Genomic DNA, 24,322 nt, shown 5'->3' with positions numbered 1-24,322 from the left:
CTTCCGTTAAATATGTGCTGACTTCCCTGGAGTGTATGGGATAATGTTTGTTTCTGCTCACTTTACGGAGTTTTTCTTCCTAATTTTGGGAATTGTAAAGTTTTTGTGACATGTTCCTGTGAATTTTGACACAGCAAATTGTCGTTTTTCTTGATTATTTGGTGGGATGTCTTTATAATCATTTTGTTTGCAAGAATGATTAGCGATTAGCGTATGGAATAAGGAGGTTATTTATTTTGGGAAAAGCATTGATTATTGGCGCCGGTGGCGTGGCCAGCGTTGTGGTGCATAAATGTTGCCAAAACCCAGATGTATTTGAAGAAATTTGTATCGCAAGCAGAACTGTTGAGAAATGCGATGCGCTTAAAGAGAAGCTGGGTGGAGGTCGTACGAAGATACAAACGGCTCAGCTGGATGCTGACAACACCGACATGGTCATTGACTTGATTCGAAGCTTTCAACCGGATGTGGTTATCAATGTGGCTCTCCCTTATCAGGATTTGACGATAATGGATGCTTGCCTTGAGACAGGTGTTCATTACGTTGATACGGCGAACTATGAACCGCCGGATACGCCGAAGTTTGAATACAGCTGGCAATGGGCCTACAAAGAAAGATTCGAAAAAGCAGGAATTACAGCTCTGCTGGGCAGCGGTTTTGATCCAGGCGTGACTGGAGTATTTACGGCTTATGCTCAAAAGCACTATTTTGATGAAATTCATACGATTGATATTGTGGATGCGAATGCAGGGGACCACGGATATCCTTTTGCAACTAATTTTAATCCGGAAATCAATATTCGCGAAATTACGGCGAAGGGCCGTTACTTTGAAAACGGAGAGTGGATTGAAACTGAGCCGCTTTCTGAGAAAAAGGTATACGACCTTCCTGAAATTGGACCGAAAAATATATATCTTTTGTACCATGAAGAACTGGAATCTCTTGCTGTGAACATTAAAGGCGTGAAAAAAATCCGCTTCTGGATGACGTTCTCGGACAATTATCTGAATCATTTGAACGTACTTCAAAACGTAGGCATGACTTCGATCGAGCCTATTGATTACGAAGGACAACAAATCATTCCACTGCAATTCCTGAAAGCTATTTTGCCGGACCCTGCTTCTCTGGGACCAAGAACAAAAGGCAAAACGAACATTGGTTGCATCATCCAAGGTGTGAAAGATGGAAAGCCAAAAACATATTATGTTTACAATGTTTGTGATCATGAGGAATGTTATGCAGAGGTTGGCTCTCAAGCCATTTCCTATACAACAGGTGTTCCTGCCATGATCGGCGCTATGCTTATTATTAAAGGCATCTGGAAAAAACCGGGCGTTTACAACGTTGAGGAATTTGATCCAGATCCATTCATGGAAGCACTAAATAAACACGGATTGCCATGGCAAGAGAACTTTACGCCAACGTTGCTTGATTGAGGCCTGCGATGAATATTGATATTACCGGACTTCCATCACCTTGTTATCTTGTTGACGAAAGACTTCTTGTCAAAAACCTTGAGGTTTTAAATTCCGTCCAAGAGCGGACAGGCTGCAGTATTTTGCTCGCTCTTAAGGGGTTTTCGATGTTTTCGACCTTTCCTCTGGTTGGCAAATACTTAAAAGGGGTAACCTCCAGTTCGTTGTTCGAGGCAAGACTTGGTCGCGAAAAAATGGACAAAGAGGTTCACGTATACGCACCTGCTTATGTTGACAGTGAATTTGATGAGCTATTGGAGTATGTTGACCATATTGTTTTCAACTCCTTTGATCAATTGAAACGCTACAAAAGCAGAGTGCAAGGCGTAACTTCCAAAAAAATCGACATCGGCATTCGGGTTAATCCGGAATATTCGGAAATCGAAACGCCGTTGTATGATCCTTGCTACAACAACTCCAGAATGGGTGTGACTCTGGCTAACTTTAGACCTGAGGATCTAGATGGCGTGGACGGTATTCATTTTCATACGATGTGTGAACAGAATTCAGATACGCTAGAGCGCACCATTAAAGTGGTGGATGAGAAATTCGGGCCATACATTAAGAACATGAAATGGCTCAATTTCGGCGGCGGTCACCATATTACCAGAGAAGACTATGATCTGGACACGCTGGTACGCTGTATTCAATATTTTCAGGATAAATATGGTGTGCAGGTTTATCTGGAGCCAGGCGAAGCTATTGCTTTGAATACTGGATATCTGGTTGCGACCGTATTGGATACGATGAAAAACGGAATGGATATTGCCATTCTGGATACTTCGGCTGAATGTCATATGCCTGATGTACTGGCAATGCCATATCGCCCGAATATCATTGATGCAGGCCAGCCTGGTGAGTATGCTTACACCTACAGACTTGGTGGACTTACGTGCTTGGCTGGAGATGTGATTGGAGACTATTCCTTTAAAGAGCCATTGAAGCCGGGAGACAAGCTTGTGTTCTGCGACATGGCCCATTACACGATGGTCAAAAACCACATGTTTAACGGAGTTAACCTGCCAGCCATCGCCAGCTACAACGACGAAGAAGGCATCAAGGTAATCCGTCAGTTCTCCTACGAGGACTTTAGCTCGCGTTTGTCGTAAGACCTACACAGGAGCAACAGAACTGAGTGCCTCGAATAGAATGACTGAACTACAAAAGCCTCGCCCTTTTAAAAAAGGGTGAGGCTTTTTGGTGTAGTTAGGATTTTTTAGTCTTTATATGTGCCTGTTGCATGTATCCAATACGACAACGGGCATTAAATAATGATTCACTACTTGAAAAGTTATATAAATTTAGTTAGTCTACCTTACAGCTTCAGAAGAGAGTTTATAGTCAAACATTTTTCCTCCGTATTGAAGCCCGAACGCATTGACGGCTAGGTAGTAATCTTTACCTTGCTCAAGAGTTGCATTTAAAAAATATTGACCATTTTTTGAACTTTTAATGCTTTGACCATTACTATCGAAGAGGGTTAGCTCCAACCAAGAATCGGGATATCTGTGTCCCTCAATTGTGAAGTGAACTTCTCTTGAGTTATTTTCTGCCATTATTTTATATACATCGTAGTTTTCCCACATCCCATGCTTCTCTTCACCGAGGGTTCCAATGACCCCATCACCTATAAAATAATAGTTAGCTTGTTCAAAAGTATCATTTGGCTCCTGTTCATCATATTCAAGTAAAGGGGCAATAGTTGTTTCCTTTGCAACTGGTACGGAATTTGCTTCTTCGGCTAAAGCAACACTGGCAGAAGTACTTAGCAGAAGTGTAAGGCCTAATGAAGCTAACAACGTTTTTTTCATGAATAATCTACCTCTCTTTTTTGGGATTTATATTCATTTATATGAATATATTAGTAACTGTTTCTGAGTTAATTGTATATCAATCGCCAGGAAATTGGAATAATAAAAAGGAATATTTATCAATAAAATAAATATAATAGAACATTTTGTTACAGAATTGAATTTTTCATGTTCACAAGTTTGTCCTAGGAGTTCCGTTTAGAGGATACGTTTCTTGGAGGAAAATATATGGTATACTCTTTAAAACTTGGACATGACTTGGGAAATAAATTGTAACGATAGGCAGAGGTGAATTGCACATGTTCGACCCGACCGTTTTTGATAATTTAAAAGTGGCTATAGAAAATACGGTTTACGATCTGGATAATCTGGATTCACGTATTGATATTACGCAACGAATCGATAGATTGGAAATGTCCGTGATGTCGCGTGAATTTGCTGTCCAATTCAGATTGAGGGAACAGCCAGGTGTGACGGCAGAAATTCAACTAAAGGCGGATTTAAACAACTTGGCTGCGGAAATTTTGGAAATCAAAGATCAAATTCCGGGATGTGTCTTGTTGCTGAGTTTTTACATGGAGATTCGTGAGATTGAGTCACAATGCAGACAGATTGAAAATATACTGACCGAAATTTGGAAACCTGATCTTCGGCCTGTCCAAACGCTGAGTTTTAATTATGAAGAGAAGGTTTCTACATACCAAAACAAGATCGAACTTCGGTTTTCCAGGCAAATTAACGAAGATCAGATGGAGGATATTCCAGAGCTGTTGGAGCATATTTTGCTGACGCTTATAGAATTAAACAAGGTCTAAACGGTTAGGGTCCTAATGGAAATAACATTAGTAGACCAACAAGTTAAGGTTAGAGGGGTTGAAAATATAAATGAATGAACTTGAATTCTCTAGAGTATATGCGATTATGGAGGCTGCTTTTCCTGAAACGGAATGTAGAACATTCGAGTCGCAGAGGGCTCTGCTTCATCATCCGTGTTATCGCTTACTTACCAAAAAGGACGAACAAGGGCAAACAATTGCTTTTTTGGCAGGGTGGGAGTTTACAGATTTTCGGTTTGTAGAGCACATTGCCGTAGATTCGGCTATACGAGGCAGCGGGTTAGGCAAAGAGCTTATGAGCAAGTTTATTTCACAGTCCGGTAAACCAGTAGTACTGGAGGTGGAGCCGCCAGTGGATGAATGGACTCGGAGAAGAATCGGTTTTTATGAGCGTTTGGGGTTTCATATGAACCATTTTGAGTATGTACAGCCCCCATTAAGAGAAGGGCAGGATAATCTGAAGCTTCAAATTATGAGCTATCCAGGTGCGCTGGCTGAACAGGATTTTGCTCCGTTTAAAAAGATTTTATATACCGAGGTTTATGGGCTTAAATAAGAGACTATATAAAGTCAGTTGTATTATATAAAATAAAAGGCTCTGCTTATGCCGTATTTTTACGGGAGCAGAGCCTTTTATTTTTAGGGCTGAAGGTGCTTCATTATGTTAGTGTCTTGTCCATATCATGACAAACTCTTTCTCGCCAGTCTCGGAATCTATAGATTCCTCTTGAATGGTAAATCCATTTTTAGTATAAAAGTTAAATGCTTTCGTGTTCGACTGGTATACCTTCAATTGGATCTGATCATATTGCTTCTTGACCCAATCTAGTAGTAACTTGCCATAGCCTTTTCTTTGAAGGTCTATGCGTATAAACAGAGCTGCCAAATACCCATCCACCATGGAAACGAAGCCACCAATGGTATGGTCGGGCTGAATGATAGCATAGTTTTGAGCTAGAGGGAGGTAATTGCTCTCCATCTCGGTCACTTGTGATCTCCAATATTGCGGATCAATAAAATGATGGGCTTCTATGGAAGCATCCAGCCAAATGGCTGCCAAATTCTTAAATTCTTCAACATTTACTGGTCTAATAGACATCGTATCGCCTCTTTTCATAGTATGTAATCTATTCCGATAGTTAATGATGAGAAGTATGATGTTGAAATAAAAAAGACCGTCCGTAGACGGTCTTTCTACCCGTGGCGCCTAACTAAAGCTTTGATCCGTATCCCGCGCCTCCGTCAACTCTGTAAATTAGAGAATAACGGACCGGGTAAGGGATACGCTCAACATGTGATTATTGATGTTGACGCACCTCCTTTCCTGATGCTTCCATATTACCATATCTGGTGTGTGATATCCAGTTATTTTCGTATGTTTTCAGGAAAAATTTATAGAGAATATTATATAAAAATAACTTGATTTTATGGTTCATGGGAGATATAATCTTAATTACGATGATTGAAAAACATCGGTATGAATACATAATATGCGGTCGTGGCGGAATTGGCAGACGCGCACGGTTCAGGTCCGTGTGGGCTAACCCCCGTGGAGGTTCGAGTCCTCTCGACCGCATCTTACCCTAACAATTACAGGTTCTTGGATTGGCTGGATGCCACCAAGGGCCTGTTTTCATATGGTCAAAAAGCTCCGTGTGTTGCTCATCTCCTGGTGAACGGCATTTATGACCATGTTATCAGAAATAAATAATCATTCTATTTATACTGGAATATATATTTAATATAGTCTTTTGCACTCTGACCAATTTCTTCATCGCTCGCTTGAAATGAGGCTCCGAAGACAGCGAAATAGGGTAATGATATTGCACCAACATGTACTGCGCTGGCTTTAAAAGGTGTTATAACTTCATCTACAGTAAAAGAAACGGAACCAGTAGGTAAGTAATTTTCTTTTTTATCGCCAATGGACATGGCTATCCCTAGCTTCTTATCTTTTAACTTATCGCCTTGTGAACCATAAGCCCATCCATGAGTAAAAACATCATCCAACCATTTTTTTAATAAAGGCGGGTAACTATACCAATATAAAGGAAATTGAAATATTATATTGCTATGTGCTTCAAGTAACTTCTGTTCTTTCAAAACATCAATGCTCCAGTTAGGATACTCTTTATAAATCTCATGAATTGTAATTTCATGGGTATATTGAAGTAATTCTTGTTTCCATCTTTGATTTACTCTAGAATCTTCAATATTCGGATGAGCTAAAATCACAAGAGTTTTCATAATAAATCACCTTTCTTGCGTAACATATTTTGCTTTTTCTAGATACTCTTATTATTATTCTGTACGCTTCAAAAAAAGTAAATACACACAATAAAGTAAGATAGTTACTTGAAAGTGTGCATTGGACTTAGAGTGAAGATATGCGATTATAGATATAATTAGATAAACTTTGTTATTTTTAGCGTTGAAGAGGTGGTACTATGAAACAATATAATTTAGGCATAGAAGCAACACTTGAGATCATCGGAGGTAAATGGAAATCATTAATCATATGTTTATTAATGTCTGGTAGAAAAAGGACAAGTGAATTACAGCGTAGTATTCCAGGCATTTCTCAAAAGGTTCTGATACAGCAACTTCGCGAACTTGAAAAGGATGGTATCATAGGCAGGCATGTGTATAATCAAATGCCTCCAAAAGTGGAGTATTATATAACGGAATATGGAATTACAGCAAATGAAATTATTGACTTAATGTGTTCTTGGGGTAGAGCTAATATCAAAATAAGACAACAGCAAGGAGAAGATGTGATGTTGTTAGAAAATGATTCAAAATGAATAGTTGAGTAAAAGAGCGTTGTAGACTGTGATGTTTACGGCGGTTTTCTTTTTTTCGTAGAGTTGTCAGTTTGGAGATATCTGTTGTAGCAGCATACTCCTTAGTTACCTTCAAGTACTATGTTTTGTGTTGAGCCGCAAGCTAGTTTACTATATAGTTATGACTGGACCATTCCATCTATATTAAATCAATGTCTAAGTAGGGGGACCCTTGCAATGATTATTAAACCGAAAATCCGTGGTTTCATATGTACGACTGCGCATCCCGGAGGATGTGCGGCTCATGTCAATCGTCAGATCAACTACATCAAAGACAGCACGTCAATACAAGGAGCTAAAAAGGTACTTGTAATCGGAGCATCTACTGGATATGGGCTTGCTTCCCGTATTGCTGCGAGCTTCGGTATGGGGGCTGATACGATAGGCGTATCCTATGAACGTCCCGCATCAGAGGGGCGCACGGCTTCAGCAGGCTGGTATAACACGGTAGCCTTTGAAAGAGCGGCCAGAGCGGCTGGCTACATAGCAGAAAGCATTAATGGAGATGCTTTTTCTCATGAAATTAAGCAGGAGACGTTGAAGCTGGTAAAGGAAAAGCTGGGCAAGGTAGACCTTATTGTGTATAGTGTCGCTTCACCGCGACGGACTCATCCCGATACGGGTGAAACCTTTAATTCCGTTCTCAAGCCCATTGGACAGTCTTTTTCTAATAAAACGGTGAATACGAATACAGGTGTCGTATCAGAAATTACGCTGGAACCGGCTACACAGGAGGAAATTGAGAACACCATCACGGTAATGGGTGGCGAAGATTGGTCCTTATGGATAAAAGCGTTGGAAGAAGCTGACCTGCTGGCTGATGGGGTAACCACACTGGCTTACTCGTATATTGGTCCCGAGATTACGGAGGCTATCTATCGTAAAGGAACCATTGGCCAAGCCAAAAATGATTTGGAAGCTACAGCGCATACTTTAACAAAGCAGTTGGAACGTTATCATGGAAAAGCCTACGTTTCTGTGAATAAAGCTTTGGTTACACAATCCAGTTCGGCTATTCCAGTTGTACCTCTATATATTTCTTTGCTGTTTAAGGTCATGAAAGAAAAGGGACTGCACGAGGGATGTATTGAGCAGGCACAACGTCTGTTCGAGACGCTATACAGTGGGTCCACTGTGGAAACGGATGAAGAAGGGCGCATTCGACTGGATAACTGGGAAATGAGAGACGATGTGCAGCAGGCTGTCAAAGCAGCTTGGTCCGAGATCACTACAGAAAACGTGTCTGAACGGGGCGATCTTGAACAATACCGTCTGGATTTCCTTCAATTATTTGGATTCGGGTTTGATGAAATTGATTATGAATTGGACGTTAATCCAGAGGTTGATACAATTTCGTAAGTAAATATTTGTAAAACAAAAACGGGTACTCTCAAGCGATGCAATTGCTTAAGAGACCCGTTTTTTATGTATATTGGCAAAAAAACAAGTTGCACTCGTTTTCACTAACAGCATTTATCGAGAATTAGACGTGGAAAGCGACTTACGGTGCAGCAAGCGAAAAACGGCAATGGTAATGATAATCCCCACAACGCCAAAGACTGCAACAGAAGTCAGGGCTCGATAGGCTTGCCAGCCGAACAAAAATGCAATACCACTGCCAAACGTTGTACCTGCCAGTAACCCAAGTGCACAGGCAATATCCGTTCCAAATTTCATAAACATGTTCCTTTCGAATGTATAAATTAAAAAGCAACTTGTACTTTTTCGCTGGACTTGAACACACGCTTGTGCGTACAATTAAATAGTAATCGTTTTCAAACTGAATCTATTTATCATTATGGATCATTCTTGTGTAAATTATTCCTTTTTCAGGAGGCTGATGAAATGAATATGAATGAGCAGATCAAGCTGTGGAACGAAGAGGCGCAGGCTAGTAACGCTGATCATCCTCACCGAAAGGTTGAATTGTTTATCGAGGTACGGGATGGAGCACTGGAATCCGTTGTTCCTTATCTGAACCAACAGGATTATCGTCATGTAACTCTGGTAGAAGATGAGCATACTTCGGCGGCAGCAGGAAAAAAAGTGGCTGAGCTGATCCGTGAGGCAGGTTTGACAGTTGATGTAGTTAAGTTGCCTCCGAATGCTGTAGGGGATGTCATTGCTGATGAAACTTACATTATGAAGGTGCTGCTGGGTGTGGCGGATAAGAGTCAGGCTGTACTTGCTGTAGGCTCCGGCACAATTCATGATCTGGTTCGCTTCGTGTGCTATAAAATGAATCGTCCGTTCTTGTCAGTACCGACGGCTGCTTCCGTGGATGGTTTTACCTCCGCAGGCGCGCCGCTGATTGTGGACGGCAGCAAGCAGACGTTCCAAGCGGTTCCGCCAGAGGCGATCTTTGCTGATTTGTCCGTGCTGGCGAATGCGCCACAAGCGATGACTGCCGCAGGTTTTGGCGATATGCTCGGTAAGTTTACCTCATTAGCCGACTGGCATGTATCCAGAGATTTGGGAAACGAGCCGTATTCACCTGTGGCTAACCGCATTACCGAGGAGGCTTTACGTGCCTGTGTAGAGCATGTCGATGAGATTGCGGCAGGCAGCAAGGCAGGTGTTGAGGTGTTGATGAATGCGCTGATTGCATCCGGTATTTCGATGCTGATGATAGATCATTCCCGTCCAGCGTCAGGGGGAGAGCACCATATTTCCCACCGAATTGAAATGGATTTTATTGCAGAGGGACGCAAGCAAGTTTTGCATGGTGCCAAAGTAGGCGTAGCATCCGCTTTGCTGTCTGACATGTACAGGGATTTAGCTGCCAGCCAGGATGTAGAGGCCTTTAAGGTGTATCGGGCTTTGCCTACGTCGGAGCAGATGCGTGCATGGCTGGCTCAGGTCGGAGGCCCGTCTACCATTGCCGAGCTGGGTGTTACAGAGGAACAGCTTGCTCGTGCTTTGCGCACGGCTCATACCTTACGTGATCGCTATACAGGACTCAAGTATATGAATGAACATCAATTGCTTCGTTCGTAGTATGTACATCTACACAAGCAGTCTTTAAATATTCAGTCAATTATGTGTAGCAAGGAAGGGATTAGCGAATGGGTTTACGCCTCCGGCAGCTATACGTCGATATCTTGCTCCTGTAACATTTGTATGTACAAATGAACGATATGCTATAATCGTAGAATATGAACAGGTACACGATATTGCAGGTACGGAGGAAATTATGGCGCCCAAATATATACAAGTTAAACAGGAAATTTTGTCATGGATTCATTCATCCAAACTGGAGCCGCAAAGCCAGCTTCCATCTGAGCATGAAATGTCTGAACAATTTGCGGTTAGTCGGCAAACGGTGCGTCAGGCGCTGGGCGAGCTGGTGCAGGAAGGTTGGCTGTTTCGTATGCAGGGCAAGGGAACCTTTGTCGCGACACGGGACAGTAAGCAGCCCGAAGATCCAAGGACGATTGGAGTCGTTACAACCTATATATCGGATTATATTTTCCCATCTATTGTACAGGGAATTGAATCCAAATTAAGCCGCCAGGGCTACAAGTTGCTGCTGTCAAGCACAGGCAATGACCCCGAGCAAGAACGTCAGTGTCTGGAAATGCTGCTGAGTCAACCGCTGAGCGGAATTATTATTGAACCGACCAAAAGTGGGGAGCGCAATCCCAATCTGAACTATTATTTAACCGTGGAAAATCGTCAAATTCCTTACTTGATGATCAATGCGCGTTATGAGGAAATGGATGCACCTTGTCTGCGTGTGGATGATGAAAAGGGTGGCTTTTTGGCGGCAGAGCATTTGATCAAGCTGGGACACCGACGCTTGGCTGGATTTTTCAAAACTGATGATATGCAGGGAATTCTGCGTATGAAGGGATTTGTAGCCGCTCACCGCAAATATGGAGTGACATTACACCCGAACGCAGTAACTACCTACCGGACAGAAGAAAAAAATGAGATTCCATTACAACGTGCGTCGGAGCTGCTGGCGATGGAGGCGGGAGAGCGCCCGACCGGATGGGTGACCTATAATGATGAGCTGGCTGTGCGGTTACTGGATATTGTACGTTCGGCGGGACTGAGCATTCCCAATGATCTATCGCTGGTTGGGTTTGATGATTCATTTTTGGCGACAGCAACGGAAATCAAGCTAACGACAATTCGGCATCCAAAGGAAGAATTAGGGCTACGTGCGGCCGATACTATGCTGTCGATGATTGAAGAGAAGGGCTATCGTGAAGAGGATCGCCAGTGGATTATACCGCCTGAGCTCATTGTTCGTGAATCCACGGGACCAGCCCAGGAAAATGCCTAGAGAACGCTGAGATGAGATATCAGTCGATTTTATTTCTTAACATGTAAGGACAAGTTAGTAAGTATACAGCTTCAACGCTGAATATTTGATTGGCATGCTTCTCGCCACACCGAACAGCCTGTTTTCTGGATTGCAGAAAATAGGCTGTTTTTGCTATGTTTTTTCTGAAAATGGGTACATAAATCTATCGAAAAAAGAGATAAAAAAAGACTGGTTAAGTTGTACGTACAAGTATATAATGAAAGCGGAACCAAGGATGAAAGGTCATAACGACCTTCTTGTGGTTTTCCATTTGAAACTGGGTTCAGTCACTTCCATTGCAGATTTGAGAAATGATAGAAAAAGCAGTGTCTTATACAGATTAGAACAATTGAAAAGGGAAGTATAGGAGGCCAATTTGGCTCTTCCAAAGCATGGTCTGCGATGGGAGCTTATGCTGCTGGGTGAGGAAGAAAAAGAAGTAGAAGGTATGTGTGGCGTTGTCGAGAACGGAATTATTCCGGGTTACTACGGATATGAGGATGGACAATCGGCAGTTGGAGATATTTTCGCATGGTTCGTGGAGCATGCTGTTCCCGCTGAGGTGAAGGAGCAGGCAGCTGCGGAAGGCGTGAACGTCCATGTATGGCTGGAGCGTAAAGCGGCTGAATAGAACCGGGTGAAACCGGATTGCTGGCACTGGACTGGTGGAATGGCAACCGTTCTGTGCTGGTGGACACTAACTTGACGGGGCTGATTGTCGGGTATACATTGCTGACGAAACCAGAGGAAGTATATCGTACATTGCTGGAAGCAACGGCGTTCGGAACACGTAAGATTGTCGATGCGTTCCATCAAAACGGCGTGCCGGTAGACGTGTTGTACGCGTGCGGCGGATTGCCGCAGAAAAACCGTCTGTTGATGCAAATTTATGCAGATGTAACCGGACGTGAGATTAAGGTTGCAGCTTCTACTCAAACTCCTGCATTGGGTGCGGCAATGTTCGCGGCAGTGGCTGCGGGAGCTGAAGCTGGAGGGTACGACGATATCGTCGAAGCAGCGCGTCATATGGCACGTGTACGGGACGAGAGCTTCAAGCCGATCCCTGAGAACGCAGTCGTCTATGATAAGCTGTACGAGGAATACAGCCGTCTTCACGACTACTTTGGACGTGGAGGCAACCCGGTGATGAAAAAGCTAAAGACCATCAAGGAAGAAGCTGGACGTTCAACTGAAGCGGGCAAGCACTCATTCTTAAGAAGCTGACAAAATATAATCAAGAAGCTTTTAGGATTCTGGTATCTAAAAAAGCACAGTACGCCGAGGAATCGGCAGACTGTGCTTTTTTGCTTTTATATTCTGTAAATCGCATGTTGTGAAAGTCTCAAAATTGAAAGATGGAAATGCGTTCCTTTCATAGACTTTCAGGTGAAGTACAATCGTTTTAAATTGACGGGCATTCTTACTTTTTCAGCATGGCATCAGCAAACAAAATGGATTTTGGAATACGGAAAAACTGTTCCGCCTGATCCTGGAAGGTTTGCGAAGGAACGGTACCCTGATGCAACCATTTCCGAAATGTACCGGGGTGCACACCAATCCAATGACTGACATCGGTCACCGAAATATCATGTACCATGCACAGACCCGCCAAGATCCGATTTTTGACCGGAGAACGAGTCACAGTCCGTTTCATAAAACGGGACGGCGATGGTTGACAGATGAGCGGTGAACGCCGGACAACCTCTTCATTAAACAGAATATGGTGCGGATAACCAAGTGTATTACACGTCTTTTCCAGATTAGTGTTGCCGGGAATGCGACCTTCATATACCCATGCACTAACGCTACGGGAGGAAATGGAAAGCTCCTCGGCAAGTTGGGACAGTTTAATGTCATTAGCCATCAAAACGGCAAGCAAAACGCGATTGCGCACTTGACAGCGTGTTGGTTTGCGAAAACGTTTGACACGCACACCTTTTCCCAAATATTTGCGATTGATCAGAGACCACGCCTGAATGGAATGTTTATCTTGTTGTTTAGGCATATATCCTCCGATTTTTTTAAACACATACTACTATACCCGAAGGGGGCTTTGCAAGTGACTCCTCTCCTGATTTTCTTTTAATCCCACGGGCTTAACCGGTTTATGGAAAATAAGGTCCATTTGACCTATGAAAATGGGGATTTAAGGGACCGATATATTAAATTGTGACATTATTTATGGAAATGGAGGTAATATGTTCTTCTCTTACAATAGTAAGGATTACACAGAGAAAAGTGGGTCTTTGCAGCCCAACATGCAATTTTTCTAACGAGAAAAAGGAGGTTATACAGCTAGATGGTTTGTAAAAAGGTAATGGTATGGTTTCTGACGGCAATTTTAGCGATTAACACCTTGCTGTGTTTGCCTGCTGTAGCAGGAGCGGAAAAACAAGATGCAAGGAACGGAATACAACAAGCTCAAGCAGATACGGCACAGGAGGAACAGGCGCTCTCTAATGGAACAGTTTCTTTCAATCCGTCCACATCTGCAACAAACAGCGTTTATAACGCGCTGATGACGAGCTTGGCAGTAGTGGAGTATACGTCGATCATTATTGATCCCGGGGAAAGTTATGAATTTCAGAATACAGATACGATTAGTAAATCCATATACAGCAACGCTTCTCAATCGAAAGGCATTCTGTATGATAGTGTAAGTTACAAAGAGGACGGAGATATCAGCACTGTCCATATGGACTACGGCATAAGTCCTATTGGTGTTCCCGGGGGAGGTACAGCGTTTATTACGAATGTAGGAACAACAGCATTAACCGTGAAGGTAACGGATGCCTTTACCTACAGTACATCGGAGACCCCGGCATTAGAGCGAGTTACGGTCTCTAAGGATGAAAGTTATCGAATTGTAAATGAAGGATGGACTGCTCGTTCGATTCAGCATGATGGATCAAATGCAGACAATCGTCGTTTTGATTACGCCAAATACAGAGCAGACGGAACTTTATCCGCATCTGATCTTAATAGCATTGCTCATCCCTCTTTGGGTGATGGAGAGGAACTGATTGTTACAGGCTCCACTGCAAATCCGGTGACCTTCGGATTTCCTTACGGCAAATATAGTATAGAAAGCACCGGCGAGCCGGCTTATGCACGGATTACCTTAAATCAGGGGGAGAGCTACCAGTTTATCAATGTTGGAACCAGGCTGGACACGATTGAAAGTGACGGTACATCCAAGGACAAACTGGATTATGTGGTATATCTGGCAAACGGAACAGAGGCTTCACGCGGCAGTGGCACTACGGCGAAGCCGCAGATTGCTGTGGACAGATACGCGGTAATTACCCAGGTCACTGCAAATCCGGTTACATACGGGGCTCCATATCGCAATTTTATTGCTCGTCCTGTGGGTGGTGATGCAATCAGCCGTGTGGAGCTTGAGGTGGGCAAGAGCTATATTTTCCACAATAATGGTACGCTGATGAATCCAATCTACAATAACTCCAAAAAGGCAGGAAGCTTGTTCGATTATGTTATATACAAGCCAGATGGAACGGTGAACTCGTCTGGTTTTAATAGCCAGGCAGGTCCTATGATTCCAGCTTCGGGTTATGCTATCGTGACTGTGATGGGTCCAGGTCCTATTATCTTTGATTATACAGATGATTTTTCTTGGGAAACGAGTAGCCATCCTGCTTTCTTGCGGGTAACACTTTCGAAAGGTGAAAGTTATGCTTTTACCAATATTAGTGATCATTTGAGGAATCTGCACAGCACAGCCAAAACTGTTAAAGGAAAATTTGATGTGGTCCTGTATAAAGATGATACAGAGCTATCCAGGCGCAATACCGGGAACTCAACCTTTTTGGTTGGTGCAGGTAAAAAGGCCAGCGTGACGGTAACCAGTGACACGCCAATCACGTTTGGTGGTATCTATCGGAGCTTTAAGGCCAGCGTAGATGATGATGGTATCGGGCAAACGACGCTGGAGCCGGGGGATTCGTATGAGTTCCGAAATCATGATAGTCAATCGAATTCATTGCGGCATGACAAAAGCAGTGGCAATGCACACTTCGATGCTGCAAGTTATAAAGTACTTCGATTACTGACATCAGATCATTTCAACAATACAGTGGACCCAGAGATTGTCGCTGGCGGTAAAGCAATTGTCACCAATGTATCAGATCGCCCAATTACCTTTACCTATAGCAATAAGGTGGAGGCTTTGCTTAGCGGGCAGGCGGCCTTCCATCGAATTACATTGAAACGCGGTGAAAGCCGGAAATTTATAAATGTAAGCTCTTTGGATAAGGCCCTGGACGTCATTTCAGTCAGCGGTATGAAGTGGAATTACATGAATTACAAGGCAGACGGGACGTTGTACAGTCAGGCCAGTGATACGACTCAATTGCCATTGGTACAGGCTGGAGGTTATGCCATTGTAACGACGGTTTCGGATGTGCCGGTTACTTATGGAGCTGTATTAGGAATATTCGATGTTGAGGATGCTCAGGTGCCGACAGGCAATCAAGTCACTGTCATGCAGGGAGAAAGCTACGTATTTGTGAATACCGACTCACAGGCTTCCTCGTTGACCACGGATGTTTCAGACGCAAGCCGTCTCTATGACTATGCGATATATGGAGAAGGCAGCGGTATAAATTCCAAGGTTAATGGAGCAGGGATGAATGCTTCTTTACCTGAAATTTCACTTGGAGCTGGGGGGACACTTGTTGTGACCGTTACTTCACCGCAAGCCGTGACCTTTCATTACAATAATGAAATTAAGGCGGAGCCAAGCACAGAGCCGGCGTTGTTAAAAACGTCTTTGTCTGGCGGAAAGCAGGAGATATGGATCAATCGCGGAAGTCAGGAAGCACCTGTCTTGACGAATGCGAAGGCAATTGGTGGAACGTATCAATTTACCGTTGCGGATCAGGCTGGAAAAGTGATTCGTGAACATAAAGAGGCGACAGATAATCAACAGCAAGTGCCAGCTAATGCCAATATTCATCTTGTCGTAGCAGCAGCTACTCCTGCTGTTAACTTTGGAGCGCCTTATCGTGTATTTGCTGTAAAAAATAACGATGACAGCAAGCTTGACGAGCTAATTGAACTTATAGAAAAGGAAGCTGACTTTGCGGTAGGTCAGCAAGGGAAATATCGGTTTACGCCCAAAGAAGACGGAATTTACCGTTTTGCGGTGTGGGAAAAATCCAACTATGCTGCGCAGCAGCCGATTGTATCCTTGTTTACGGACCCTGATTTTAGTAATCAGCTTGTCTCTTCAACAGAGCAAGCACAAATATATGGTTGGGATTACACGGTCTTAGAGTATGAGATGAAGGCAGGCCAAACGGTTTATGTGAAGCTGTCAGAAAATAATAGTGGCGCATTACAAACCGTAATTAAGGCAGCACATATGGCGCTTGGTAAGGATACTTCATATGAATACGGCAAAGGAAACCGACTGAATAAAGTTATTTTTTCCACCGGAGATCAAATCGAACTGCATTATGATTTAAACGGAAACGTCAGTCTGCGACTGAAAAAGGTATTTCCATTTACAGAATAAAAGGAAATCCATCCTTCGCCAGCATAACAGATAGCCAGATTTACAGGTAATTATTCAATAGGGGTGAGCGAGTGTTTAAACGTTATATTTGTAGTCTATTATGTGTACTGATGTTGCTGGGTCCATGGAGCACATGGGCATATGGAGAAGAAGGGAAAGGAGAGGTGGCAGCTTCTCAGTCTTCTACTCCACAGATTATTACCAGAGCATGGCTTGCACAGCAAACAGGTAAGGATCAGGCTTGGGTCAATGCACAGTTATCCAAAGGCTATACTTTATATGATATTTATAAAGCATGGCAAAAAGATGGTGGAGAAAATTCCTTACCGGAACAAAGTCCAAGCTTGTGGGTACAGCAAAATGGGCTTGAATTGAGCACGAAAGCGAAGACGGAACCGTCCGATGAGTCGGCTGAGCTAAAGGAAGGTGAAAAGCCCACTCAGGCCGCCCAGGATGAAGAAGCAACTCATCATCCGCTAGATAAGGAAGAGGATAAAGCGCCGGCTCCAGACACGACTGAGATGGATATACCATCCATACCCCGTGTAAATGATTCCGTATATGCGCCGATTTCAGGAGAAAACAGTCTGATCGGGCAGGATTTACTTCAACAAAGTTTGTTGCAGGTATCTGCTACAACAGATGTGTATGCTCCTTTTGATCAGGCGGCGCTCGTACAAAGCAGGTTAAGTGATGATGCTTCACGTTATGGGCTGAATTACGGGGACAACAGTGTATCCACTGCTTATGGACAGCTTGTTGTGCAAAATACGGACTTGGTGCTTCCGGGTTCATTACCCTTTGCACTGACTCGTGTGTATAACAGTTCATTGGCAAATAACCAGATTGGTGTGCAGCAAAATGAAGGGTTGTACACAAATACAAGTGCCATCCGCGAGGAGGAAACAGCTTCAAGTTTGGGACGAGGCTGGAAATGGGATCTTCCTCATATACAGAAACAGGATGGTAAGCGGTATTTGTATATGCCGGGAACAGGCTCCTATGAAATGAAAAATGATTTGAAGCTTGAAGGATATGCATACAAAGATCTGAAGATCAGTACAGATCAAAGCGCAAGCGTGCAGGGAGTAAGCAGTGCATACAAAATAGCAGTGCTGAATGGAAACGACTATTTTCTGGATCAGGACGGTTATTTGATTTTAATCCAGGATGCGTATAAGAATCGGGTGGAATTTGATTATACAAGTTCTGGTGGAGCAAAGCTCATTCGTTCGATTCGAAATAATGATGGCAGAGAGCTTGACTTCACTTACAATGCCGGACAGCTTGTTGTTAAAGAGCAGGGCACAGACCATCAGTATACGTATCGTCAAAGCGGCGAGGGAAGCAGCAAGGTGCTAACGGAAGTGCTGGATTCCCTGTCCCGAAGCACAAGCTATGCGTATACATTCATGGATGCTCCTTTTAATGTGGTCGTAGATGGTGAAGGAAAGACTGGAGCCTTACAGCAAAATGCATCGGCGCTGCTTACACGAATTGTACGACCTACTTCATCCATCACAGACATTCGTTATGAAGCATTTAACAAGCAAATAGGCGTGTACGGTACACAAGGCGTGTTCAAGGTGGTTTCACGCGCTGATATGTACAGTACAACCGCAGGCAATCGTTTTTTAAATAAAATTGATTTCATCTATTCCGGAGAAGATCTAGCCAACTATGGGAAAAACGCTGAATGGACGGTGGTTGCCAAAGGGACACGTACAGCGGAAACCTTCCATTTCGGTAAAGTCTTTAGAGGAGATAACGCACCGGACAAGCTTGTTCTAAACAGCTATGATCAAGAGGGAGATTCTACCGGCTATCATATAGATTACACGTATAATGATGCCATGGACTGGAATTTGCCTGTGCAAATGCGAGAGTCCTATACGGAGGGAGGTTCTTCATCAGAACCTGTAACGACCTCCTATGACTACAATGAATATGGTCTTCCATTGAAAATATCCCAAAGTACGGGATCGGAGACTGTTCATACGTATAAAACCTCTAATGAGCCTTTTTTCTGGGTTCAACCCGCTCAGACGGTTAGTAAGATAAGTGAAGGAAAAACTGGAACGACAGTTCGAACTTATAAAGCAGAGGGCACATTGTATGAACTAAAAAACTATGAAGGTACAGAGCAAGGGAAGCTTTTATCACACACCTATACTTTTTACAATGCAAAAGGGAATATAAGCGGTCAGAAAGTTCTCATTGATGACAGAAACTATACGGATGTTTCTATTGATTATAAATCTTCCTATGGTTCTCAGCTCCCAACAAGGCAGCTTTTGCCTAAAGGTGTTGAGTATACGTATGATTACTATCCGACTGGAGAAATCAAGTCCCAAACAGATGCCAAGCGCAAAACGGAGTCCTACGTATATGACGCTTTGGGACGTGTGACGAAGGTTACATACCCAGATGGGACCCAGACAGTTGTGGAATACAAGGATGATACGAATGATGTCACTGTTACCGGACCCGATGGTGTAAGCGTTGAAAGATTGTATAATCCGTTCGGGCAGATGCTCCAGCAGCAGGTGGATGATGCAATCTATGGTTATGGTTATGATGATCATGGAGATATGGTAGAAAGCACGGATGCCGAACAAGCAACCACTCGCTACGCCTACGATGCTTTTGGACGACCTGTAAAGACGACCTATGCGGATGGAACAACAGATACCGTGGCGTATAATGCGGTGGATCGTACCGTTACTCAGACGGATGCCTCTGGCTACCGTGTACGTGAAGTATCGGATGCTTTAGGTCGTGTGACTTCCACACAAGAAGCTAAAAATGGATCATTTCAACCGCTGGAGTCGTTAGCTTATAATCATGCGGGTATGGTCACTAGCCGGACAGACGGTAACGGTCAACGCACGCTCTATGATTACGATGCTTTGGGACAAATGACTTCGGTCACAGATCCATCCGGACAGCAGGTTAGCTATATGTATGATCTGGCCGGAAATTTGAAGACCGTTCAGTATCCTGATGGGCAAAAGAATGTGTATTCGTACGATGAGCTGGGCAGACGTACGTTACTTGAGAAGTCAAGCGGAGGAACAACGCTAAATATTTACGATACCGATGGAAACATCACCCGTATGTTGACAGGAAAATCGCAAGCGATCACCTTTCAATATAATGCAGACGGGTTGGTTACCGAAGCAGCGGGACCAGATTTTAAAACCAATTACACCTACGACAACGCAGGACGAAGAAAAAGCATGACAGATGGGCAGGGAACGACCTCCTATGCCTACGATCCATCCGATGGATCGTTGACCGGGCTGAAGTACCCGGACGGCACCCAAATGAGCTATGAATACAACAAGCAGTCTCGTACAGGATATGTGCTGACAGATGCAGCAGGCACGTCTATGCACGTTCAATCCACGCTGGACAGTGTGGGCCGAGTTACTCAAATGGACATTAGCGCCGGGGCTGGTATAGCAAATGTGCAAAGCTTGGGAGAAGCGAGTGCTGCTGCGGGCGGATCATTGGATCGTATGACGTTTGAGTATGCTCCGAATGGGTTGCTGAAAAGTCAGTCTTCAAGCAGAGGGCTGAGTACGCGATTCAGCTATAACGGACTGGATTTGTCCGGGGTTACGGTGGAGCAAGGCGGTACGGCGCTACACCAATTTGGTTATGAACGGGATGGGAATAAAAACATCATCGGACGTACACAAAACGGAACAACGGACCAATTTGGATATGATCCGTCAAACCGAATTGCCGGCGAAGCTGCAGGTGAGAAGAACAAGACCTACGGCTACGATCCGAATGGAAACCGAAGCGCCGAAGGCAGTGGCAAAGTGTTCGGTATGGAAAACGCCAGTTATGGCTATGATTCCGTCAGTCGTCTGACCAATGTGAGCGGTGAAGGGAAAGAGGTTGGATACAGCTATAACGGAGACGGGCTGCTGTACGAGCGTACAGAGGGCGATAAAACGACCCGGTATTACTATGACGAAGAAGCGAAGCTAATTGCGGAAGCCGAGGTCCAAGGTGGAACAGCGAAAATCACCTACGCTTATGTGTATGACTTGTCCGGTCAACTGTGGGCGAGACAAGATAAAGCCAGTGGGCAGCTGCAATATTATCAGCTGAATGGTCACGGTGATGTGGTAGGCCTTAGTGATAGTTCGGGCAAGGAACTGAATAGCTACAGCTACGATATCTGGGGCGGCCCGGAGACGGTCAAAGAGACCGTTCCGAATGTGCTGCGTTATGCTGGCGAGTATTGGGACGACACGACTGGGCTCCAGTACCTGCGGGCTCGCTGGTATGATCCGGGCACAGCACGTTTTATGGGCGAGGATACGTATCAGGGGGAGATCAGCGATCCGCAAAGCTTGAACTGGTATGCGTATGTAGCCAATAATCCACTCGGATATGTAGACCCTAGTGGGCATCTGTATTCAGTGCCGGATGTGGCAGGACTGCTGGATTATTCCAAACAGTACGGTCCAAATGATGAGAGGTTTTGGTTGGCCCGTGCCAAACTGGGGTCGATATTTGAACCGATATATGGAGATGTGAATAATAATCGCTACAAGTATCTATTTGGGATGATGACCCGGACGGGGTCCTATGCAAATACATCAGGTAATGCAAGTTGGGCTCAAGGCCAACTCCTGCAAGATTATTCAAAGTGGAGAAAAAATGTAGGGATATTAAATGGGCTGGCGATGCTAACTCCGGGTTCCAAAGGGAAATTTAGTAGAAATCTTGGTGTTGCTAAAGGAACGGGTAATACTGCAAAGTTCTTTACTAACGAAAATGGATATTTTGGTGAAATTGGCCAGAGTGGAAGTAGTAAAGTGAGAAATATGACAGGAGGAAATAAAACTGCACAAGAATTATTTGGGGAAATAACTAAAGGGTTTAAGACTGAGAAAGATCTTGGTAATGGTAAAAAACTTAGGATTATGGAGGACGGTACAACTATGACGTATAGGCCTGTTTCACATTCAGATGGGACCCCAGCGATCGATATTAATGGTGGAAGCACTTATAAGCAGCAAAAAATCCATTTTATAGAATAGAAAGGTGATAAGCGTGGAGTATGTAATAAAAAACACTATTTGTCCTGAGAAAATTAGTATGTTAAAGGCTCTAAAAAATTATACTCCAATCAATTTTTTTGTTGATGATGCTGGCGAATTTGTTTTAAGTGTGTTTATTGAAAGCCCTGTTGGTAGGTTGCTTATAAAAAATAATGCTAGGGAGAAATCTGATGGGGATGAATACCCTAATTTGGAGATTGAAAAAGTAAACGTTTTAGAAGGCGATGTTAGGAAGATGTTTAGTGGAGAAACAATAAAAGATATACTCATTATCAGAGAAAAAGCAATTTGGAAAAGAAATTGTGATAGATGGATAGTTGAAAGTGATGTTGGAATTAGGATGATATTTAAGGATAAAGAGTTGTTGCTTGTCGCACATGATTCATTAGCGGGTTTGCTAAAGTTATTTCAAATGGAGTTAGAAAATTCTCGTATTTTAAATGAATCCCTAAAAGAGTATTGGTCAATGAAAACAGACAATCTTACTTCTTTAAAAAGAGAAGAAATATTTGTTTGGTAAAAAATTTCATTTTTAAATTATCGACCTTGTTTGGCTCAAAGCCATCAAGGTTTCTTTTTTTGCTACCTGAATAGACTACTGTCATTAGTATAGACAGAATCTTGGCTAAGTTGTTAGTACATCTGCATCGAAGGCAGCGGCAAATCGCTAGCTATGGCAATGATTCTGCCAGCCGTCTGACGAAGGTGAGCGGTGAAGGCAAAGAGGTCGGATACAGCTACAACGGAGACGGGCTGCTGTATGAGCGTACGGAGGATGGCAAAACGACTCGGTACTACTACGACGAAGAAGCGAAGCTGATTGCTGGAGCCGAAGTCGAAGGTGGAACGAAGATCACGTATGGTTACGTGTATGACTTGTCCGGTCAACTGTGGGCGAGACAAGACAAGGCAAGCGGGCAGCTGCAATATTATCAGTTCAATGGTCACGATGATGTTGTAGGCCTTAGTGATAGTGCGGGCAAGGGGCTGAACAGCTACAGCTACGATATCTGGGGCGGCCCAGAGACGGTCAAAGAGACCGTTCCGAACGTGCTGCGTTATGCTGGCGAGTATTTGGACGACACGACCGGGCTCCAGTACCTGCGGGCTCGCTGTATGATCCGGGTACAGCTCGTTTTATGGGTGAGGATACGTATCAGGGAGAGATTAGTGATCCGCAGAGCTTGAACTGGTATGCGTATGTGAATAGTAATCCTTTGAGGTTTATTGACCCTAGTAGACATATTCCTACTGCGATGGAATACGCACTGGTTAACAAAGGTACTAGCACATAGGGAGATGCGGGGAATGATATCCAACAACCAGTAGGTTACTCAGATGACATGAAAGATTCGATTTCAAAATCTTCGTGTTTTGTGGCTAATCATAAGGATAGTGAAATCACTATGATGGGTCATTCAAAGGGTGGTGCTGAAGCAATTGCAAATGCAGTTGCAAATAATAAAAATGCCATTACATTTAATCCTGCAGTACCTTCACTAGGTAAATATGGTTTAAGTAATAAGGACTATACCGCAAGCGTAACGAATTATGTAGTTAAGGACGAAATTTTGAATAAGACTTTGGGTTCAGTAGACACTGGAACAACGGTTTACTTACCTACGCAGTATAAAATTAATTGGTGGCACTCTGATGCATATAAGACTTGGCAAATGATCAGAAATCATAAAATGGGTTCAGTAAAAAATGCTTTGAAGGAGGCGGGATATAAATGAAAGTGAGAAAAACATTGTTATTACTAAGCATTCCGTTGTTGTTGACATTTGCAATCATAGTGTTCATTGCTTTACCTTGGCTTCTAATATTCATAGGGATTCAATTAGAACCCAATCCTTCACACCCTGAAATCACATATGGGAAATTTCCATTTCGTTTGGAATATGAAATTAACGGGCAACGAAAGGTTATTCAAGATACGTTAATATGTGAATATGATGGCATTGGTTCAAATGAAGGTCGCGGCAAATATCGTAAGTGGAAGGAAAGATTAGCCGGCGGAGATAGATTACTATCGTTGCTAGAAGTCAATGGCAGAATGGAAATATCCTATTATCCAGGGATTGCAGAGTACTATATGGGTGATTTGGATCGCACCGACGAGTATCAGCAAACCGTTTCTGACTCTATATTTATTGAACAAGAAGGCATTATCATTAAAAAAGATGGAAGGATTTTTGAAAATGATGGAAGGACTATTAACACTCAATTTTCCAATTCAAATGAATTACTTGATAAGTACCATATTAAACTGATAAGCTGGGACTCTACCCCACCAATCAAGGATAATTTTCCTGAAACCAAATAATAAGGAAGATGAAAAATTCCTTTTTTCGAGAAGGGGCTTTATTAAACCACAAACGAGACTAATTCTCGCTTGTTCTATAAATAACCAGTTGTCAACGAG

20 protein-coding genes, 1 tRNA gene and 1 pseudogene are annotated in these 24,322 nt (G+C 43.4%); 17 read left to right on the top strand and 5 right to left on the bottom strand.

Annotation, left to right across the window (positions count from 1 at the left end; genetic code table 11):
* The first annotated feature begins 236 nt into the window (after positions 1-236).
* Together AC6EJC_RS10050 and nspC are read left to right on the top strand one after the other, a co-directional pair.
* Positions 237-1,436, top strand: a complete 1,200-nt coding sequence (locus tag AC6EJC_RS10050) for a saccharopine dehydrogenase family protein (protein WP_013309649.1) — start codon at positions 237-239, stop codon at positions 1,434-1,436.
* Between the two features lie 8 nt (positions 1,437-1,444).
* Complete coding sequence (gene nspC, locus AC6EJC_RS10045) at positions 1,445-2,584, top strand: carboxynorspermidine decarboxylase (protein ID WP_023987969.1); 1,140 nt, start codon at positions 1,445-1,447, stop codon at positions 2,582-2,584.
* A 201-nt stretch (positions 2,585-2,785) separates the two neighbouring features.
* On the opposite strand, the gene AC6EJC_RS10040 is transcribed toward nspC, so the two are convergent.
* The gene (locus AC6EJC_RS10040; RefSeq protein ID WP_103048057.1) at positions 2,786-3,286 is read right to left on the bottom strand and encodes a hypothetical protein; all 501 of its coding nucleotides are present in this window, start codon (positions 3,284-3,286) and stop codon (positions 2,786-2,788) included.
* A 299-nt stretch (positions 3,287-3,585) separates the two neighbouring features.
* On the opposite strand from AC6EJC_RS10040, the gene AC6EJC_RS10035 reads away from it, so the two are divergent.
* Positions 3,586-4,101 carry a hypothetical protein gene (locus tag AC6EJC_RS10035; RefSeq protein WP_103048056.1) on the top strand — a complete coding sequence of 172 codons (516 nt, stop codon included), beginning with the start codon at positions 3,586-3,588 and terminating at the stop codon, positions 4,099-4,101.
* Between the two features lie 70 nt (positions 4,102-4,171).
* A complete protein-coding gene (locus AC6EJC_RS10030; RefSeq protein WP_444953844.1) occupies positions 4,172-4,678 on the top strand; it encodes a GNAT family N-acetyltransferase in 507 nt (168 codons plus the stop codon).
* A 108-nt stretch (positions 4,679-4,786) separates the two neighbouring features.
* Here AC6EJC_RS10030 and AC6EJC_RS10025 read toward each other — a convergent pair whose 3' ends face one another.
* The gene (locus AC6EJC_RS10025) at positions 4,787-5,221 is read right to left on the bottom strand and encodes an N-acetyltransferase (RefSeq protein ID WP_444953843.1); all 435 of its coding nucleotides are present in this window, start codon (positions 5,219-5,221) and stop codon (positions 4,787-4,789) included.
* A gap of 393 nt (positions 5,222-5,614) precedes the next feature.
* Here AC6EJC_RS10025 and AC6EJC_RS10020 point away from each other — a divergent pair.
* Positions 5,615-5,698, top strand: a tRNA-Leu gene (locus AC6EJC_RS10020).
* A gap of 140 nt (positions 5,699-5,838) precedes the next feature.
* On the opposite strand, the gene AC6EJC_RS10015 is transcribed toward AC6EJC_RS10020, so the two are convergent.
* The gene (locus AC6EJC_RS10015; RefSeq protein WP_444953842.1) at positions 5,839-6,369 is read right to left on the bottom strand and encodes an NAD(P)H-dependent oxidoreductase; all 531 of its coding nucleotides are present in this window, start codon (positions 6,367-6,369) and stop codon (positions 5,839-5,841) included.
* A gap of 200 nt (positions 6,370-6,569) precedes the next feature.
* Here AC6EJC_RS10015 and AC6EJC_RS10010 point away from each other — a divergent pair, with 200 nt between their 5' ends.
* Together AC6EJC_RS10010 and fabV are read left to right on the top strand one after the other, a co-directional pair.
* Positions 6,570-6,926 (top strand): winged helix-turn-helix transcriptional regulator, encoded by a 357-nt coding sequence (locus AC6EJC_RS10010; protein ID WP_103048052.1) that lies wholly within the window; start codon positions 6,570-6,572, stop codon positions 6,924-6,926.
* Positions 6,927-7,142: 216 nt separating this feature from the next.
* Positions 7,143-8,324 carry an enoyl-ACP reductase FabV gene (gene fabV / locus AC6EJC_RS10005; RefSeq protein ID WP_444953841.1) on the top strand — a complete coding sequence of 394 codons (1,182 nt, stop codon included), beginning with the start codon at positions 7,143-7,145 and terminating at the stop codon, positions 8,322-8,324.
* A gap of 114 nt (positions 8,325-8,438) precedes the next feature.
* Here the strand turns inward: fabV and AC6EJC_RS10000 are convergent, their stop codons facing one another.
* Positions 8,439-8,642 (bottom strand): hypothetical protein, encoded by a 204-nt coding sequence (locus tag AC6EJC_RS10000; protein ID WP_103048050.1) that lies wholly within the window; start codon positions 8,640-8,642, stop codon positions 8,439-8,441.
* 168 nt (positions 8,643-8,810) lie between these two features.
* Between AC6EJC_RS10000 and AC6EJC_RS09995 the strand changes: the two genes are divergently transcribed.
* From AC6EJC_RS09995 to AC6EJC_RS09985, 3 genes and pseudogenes are all read left to right on the top strand, one after another.
* Positions 8,811-9,962, top strand: coding sequence for a sn-glycerol-1-phosphate dehydrogenase (locus AC6EJC_RS09995; RefSeq protein ID WP_103048049.1), 1,152 nt, complete (start codon positions 8,811-8,813; stop codon positions 9,960-9,962).
* A 196-nt stretch (positions 9,963-10,158) separates the two neighbouring features.
* A complete protein-coding gene (locus AC6EJC_RS09990; protein WP_444953840.1) occupies positions 10,159-11,256 on the top strand; it encodes a GntR family transcriptional regulator in 1,098 nt (365 codons plus the stop codon).
* 433 nt (positions 11,257-11,689) lie between these two features.
* A pseudogene (locus AC6EJC_RS09985) lies at positions 11,690-12,501 on the top strand (FGGY-family carbohydrate kinase); the annotation flags it as partial.
* Between the two features lie 196 nt (positions 12,502-12,697).
* On the opposite strand, the gene AC6EJC_RS09980 reads toward AC6EJC_RS09985, so the two are convergent.
* On the bottom strand, positions 12,698-13,282 hold the full coding sequence (locus AC6EJC_RS09980; protein WP_013370447.1) for a helix-turn-helix domain-containing protein: 585 nt from the start codon (positions 13,280-13,282) through the stop codon (positions 12,698-12,700).
* A 294-nt stretch (positions 13,283-13,576) separates the two neighbouring features.
* On the opposite strand from AC6EJC_RS09980, the gene AC6EJC_RS09975 reads away from it, so the two are divergent.
* The 7 genes from AC6EJC_RS09975 (at position 13,577) to AC6EJC_RS09945 (ending at position 24,223) form a co-directional block, all read left to right on the top strand.
* Positions 13,577-16,813 (top strand): hypothetical protein, encoded by a 3,237-nt coding sequence (locus AC6EJC_RS09975; RefSeq protein WP_444953839.1) that lies wholly within the window; start codon positions 13,577-13,579, stop codon positions 16,811-16,813.
* A gap of 71 nt (positions 16,814-16,884) precedes the next feature.
* Positions 16,885-21,876, top strand: a complete 4,992-nt coding sequence (locus AC6EJC_RS09970; protein ID WP_444953838.1) for an RHS repeat-associated core domain-containing protein — start codon at positions 16,885-16,887, stop codon at positions 21,874-21,876.
* Positions 21,877-21,889: 13 nt separating this feature from the next.
* The gene (locus AC6EJC_RS09965) at positions 21,890-22,417 is read left to right on the top strand and encodes a hypothetical protein (RefSeq protein WP_444953837.1); all 528 of its coding nucleotides are present in this window, start codon (positions 21,890-21,892) and stop codon (positions 22,415-22,417) included.
* A gap of 101 nt (positions 22,418-22,518) precedes the next feature.
* The gene (locus tag AC6EJC_RS09960; RefSeq protein WP_444953836.1) at positions 22,519-23,085 is read left to right on the top strand and encodes an RHS repeat domain-containing protein; all 567 of its coding nucleotides are present in this window, start codon (positions 22,519-22,521) and stop codon (positions 23,083-23,085) included.
* Positions 23,037-23,192 (top strand): RHS repeat-associated core domain-containing protein, encoded by a 156-nt coding sequence (locus AC6EJC_RS09955; RefSeq protein ID WP_444953835.1) that lies wholly within the window; start codon positions 23,037-23,039, stop codon positions 23,190-23,192. Before AC6EJC_RS09960 ends, AC6EJC_RS09955 begins: the two co-directional genes overlap by 49 nt.
* 48 nt (positions 23,193-23,240) lie before the next feature.
* Positions 23,241-23,633, top strand: a complete 393-nt coding sequence (locus AC6EJC_RS09950) for a Tle-like phospholipase domain-containing protein (RefSeq protein ID WP_444953834.1) — start codon at positions 23,241-23,243, stop codon at positions 23,631-23,633.
* The gene (locus AC6EJC_RS09945) at positions 23,630-24,223 is read left to right on the top strand and encodes a hypothetical protein (RefSeq protein ID WP_444953833.1); all 594 of its coding nucleotides are present in this window, start codon (positions 23,630-23,632) and stop codon (positions 24,221-24,223) included. Before AC6EJC_RS09950 ends, AC6EJC_RS09945 begins: the two co-directional genes overlap by 4 nt.
* The last annotated feature ends 99 nt before the right edge of the window (positions 24,224-24,322 follow it).

This window comes from Paenibacillus sp. TY11, assembly GCF_059772165.1.
This window is presented reverse-complemented; position numbering and strand designations above follow the sequence as displayed.

Bases quoted from the DNA above. Each gene is read 5' to 3' on its own strand.
- AC6EJC_RS09995 (WP_103048049.1), top strand. From the start codon at position 8,811: ATGAATATGAATGAGCAGATCAAGCTGTGGAACGAAGAGGCGCAGGCT.
- AC6EJC_RS10015 (WP_444953842.1), bottom strand. From the start codon at position 6,369: ATGAAAACTCTTGTGATTTTAGCTCATCCGAATATTGAAGATTCTAGA.
- AC6EJC_RS09950 (WP_444953834.1), top strand. From the start codon at position 23,241: ATGAAAGATTCGATTTCAAAATCTTCGTGTTTTGTGGCTAATCATAAG.
- AC6EJC_RS09955 (WP_444953835.1), top strand. From the start codon at position 23,037: ATGGGTGAGGATACGTATCAGGGAGAGATTAGTGATCCGCAGAGCTTG.
- AC6EJC_RS10000 (WP_103048050.1), bottom strand. From the start codon at position 8,642: ATGAAATTTGGAACGGATATTGCCTGTGCACTTGGGTTACTGGCAGGT.
- AC6EJC_RS09945 (WP_444953833.1), top strand. From the start codon at position 23,630: ATGAAAGTGAGAAAAACATTGTTATTACTAAGCATTCCGTTGTTGTTG.
- AC6EJC_RS09975 (WP_444953839.1), top strand. From the start codon at position 13,577: ATGGTTTGTAAAAAGGTAATGGTATGGTTTCTGACGGCAATTTTAGCG.
- AC6EJC_RS09980 (WP_013370447.1), bottom strand. From the start codon at position 13,282: ATGCCTAAACAACAAGATAAACATTCCATTCAGGCGTGGTCTCTGATC.
- AC6EJC_RS10035 (WP_103048056.1), top strand. From the start codon at position 3,586: ATGTTCGACCCGACCGTTTTTGATAATTTAAAAGTGGCTATAGAAAAT.
- AC6EJC_RS10040 (WP_103048057.1), bottom strand. From the start codon at position 3,286: ATGAAAAAAACGTTGTTAGCTTCATTAGGCCTTACACTTCTGCTAAGT.
- nspC (WP_023987969.1), top strand. From the start codon at position 1,445: ATGAATATTGATATTACCGGACTTCCATCACCTTGTTATCTTGTTGAC.
- fabV (WP_444953841.1), top strand. From the start codon at position 7,143: ATGATTATTAAACCGAAAATCCGTGGTTTCATATGTACGACTGCGCAT.
- AC6EJC_RS10030 (WP_444953844.1), top strand. From the start codon at position 4,172: ATGAATGAACTTGAATTCTCTAGAGTATATGCGATTATGGAGGCTGCT.
- AC6EJC_RS09990 (WP_444953840.1), top strand. From the start codon at position 10,159: ATGGCGCCCAAATATATACAAGTTAAACAGGAAATTTTGTCATGGATT.
- AC6EJC_RS10025 (WP_444953843.1), bottom strand. From the start codon at position 5,221: ATGTCTATTAGACCAGTAAATGTTGAAGAATTTAAGAATTTGGCAGCC.
- AC6EJC_RS10010 (WP_103048052.1), top strand. From the start codon at position 6,570: ATGAAACAATATAATTTAGGCATAGAAGCAACACTTGAGATCATCGGA.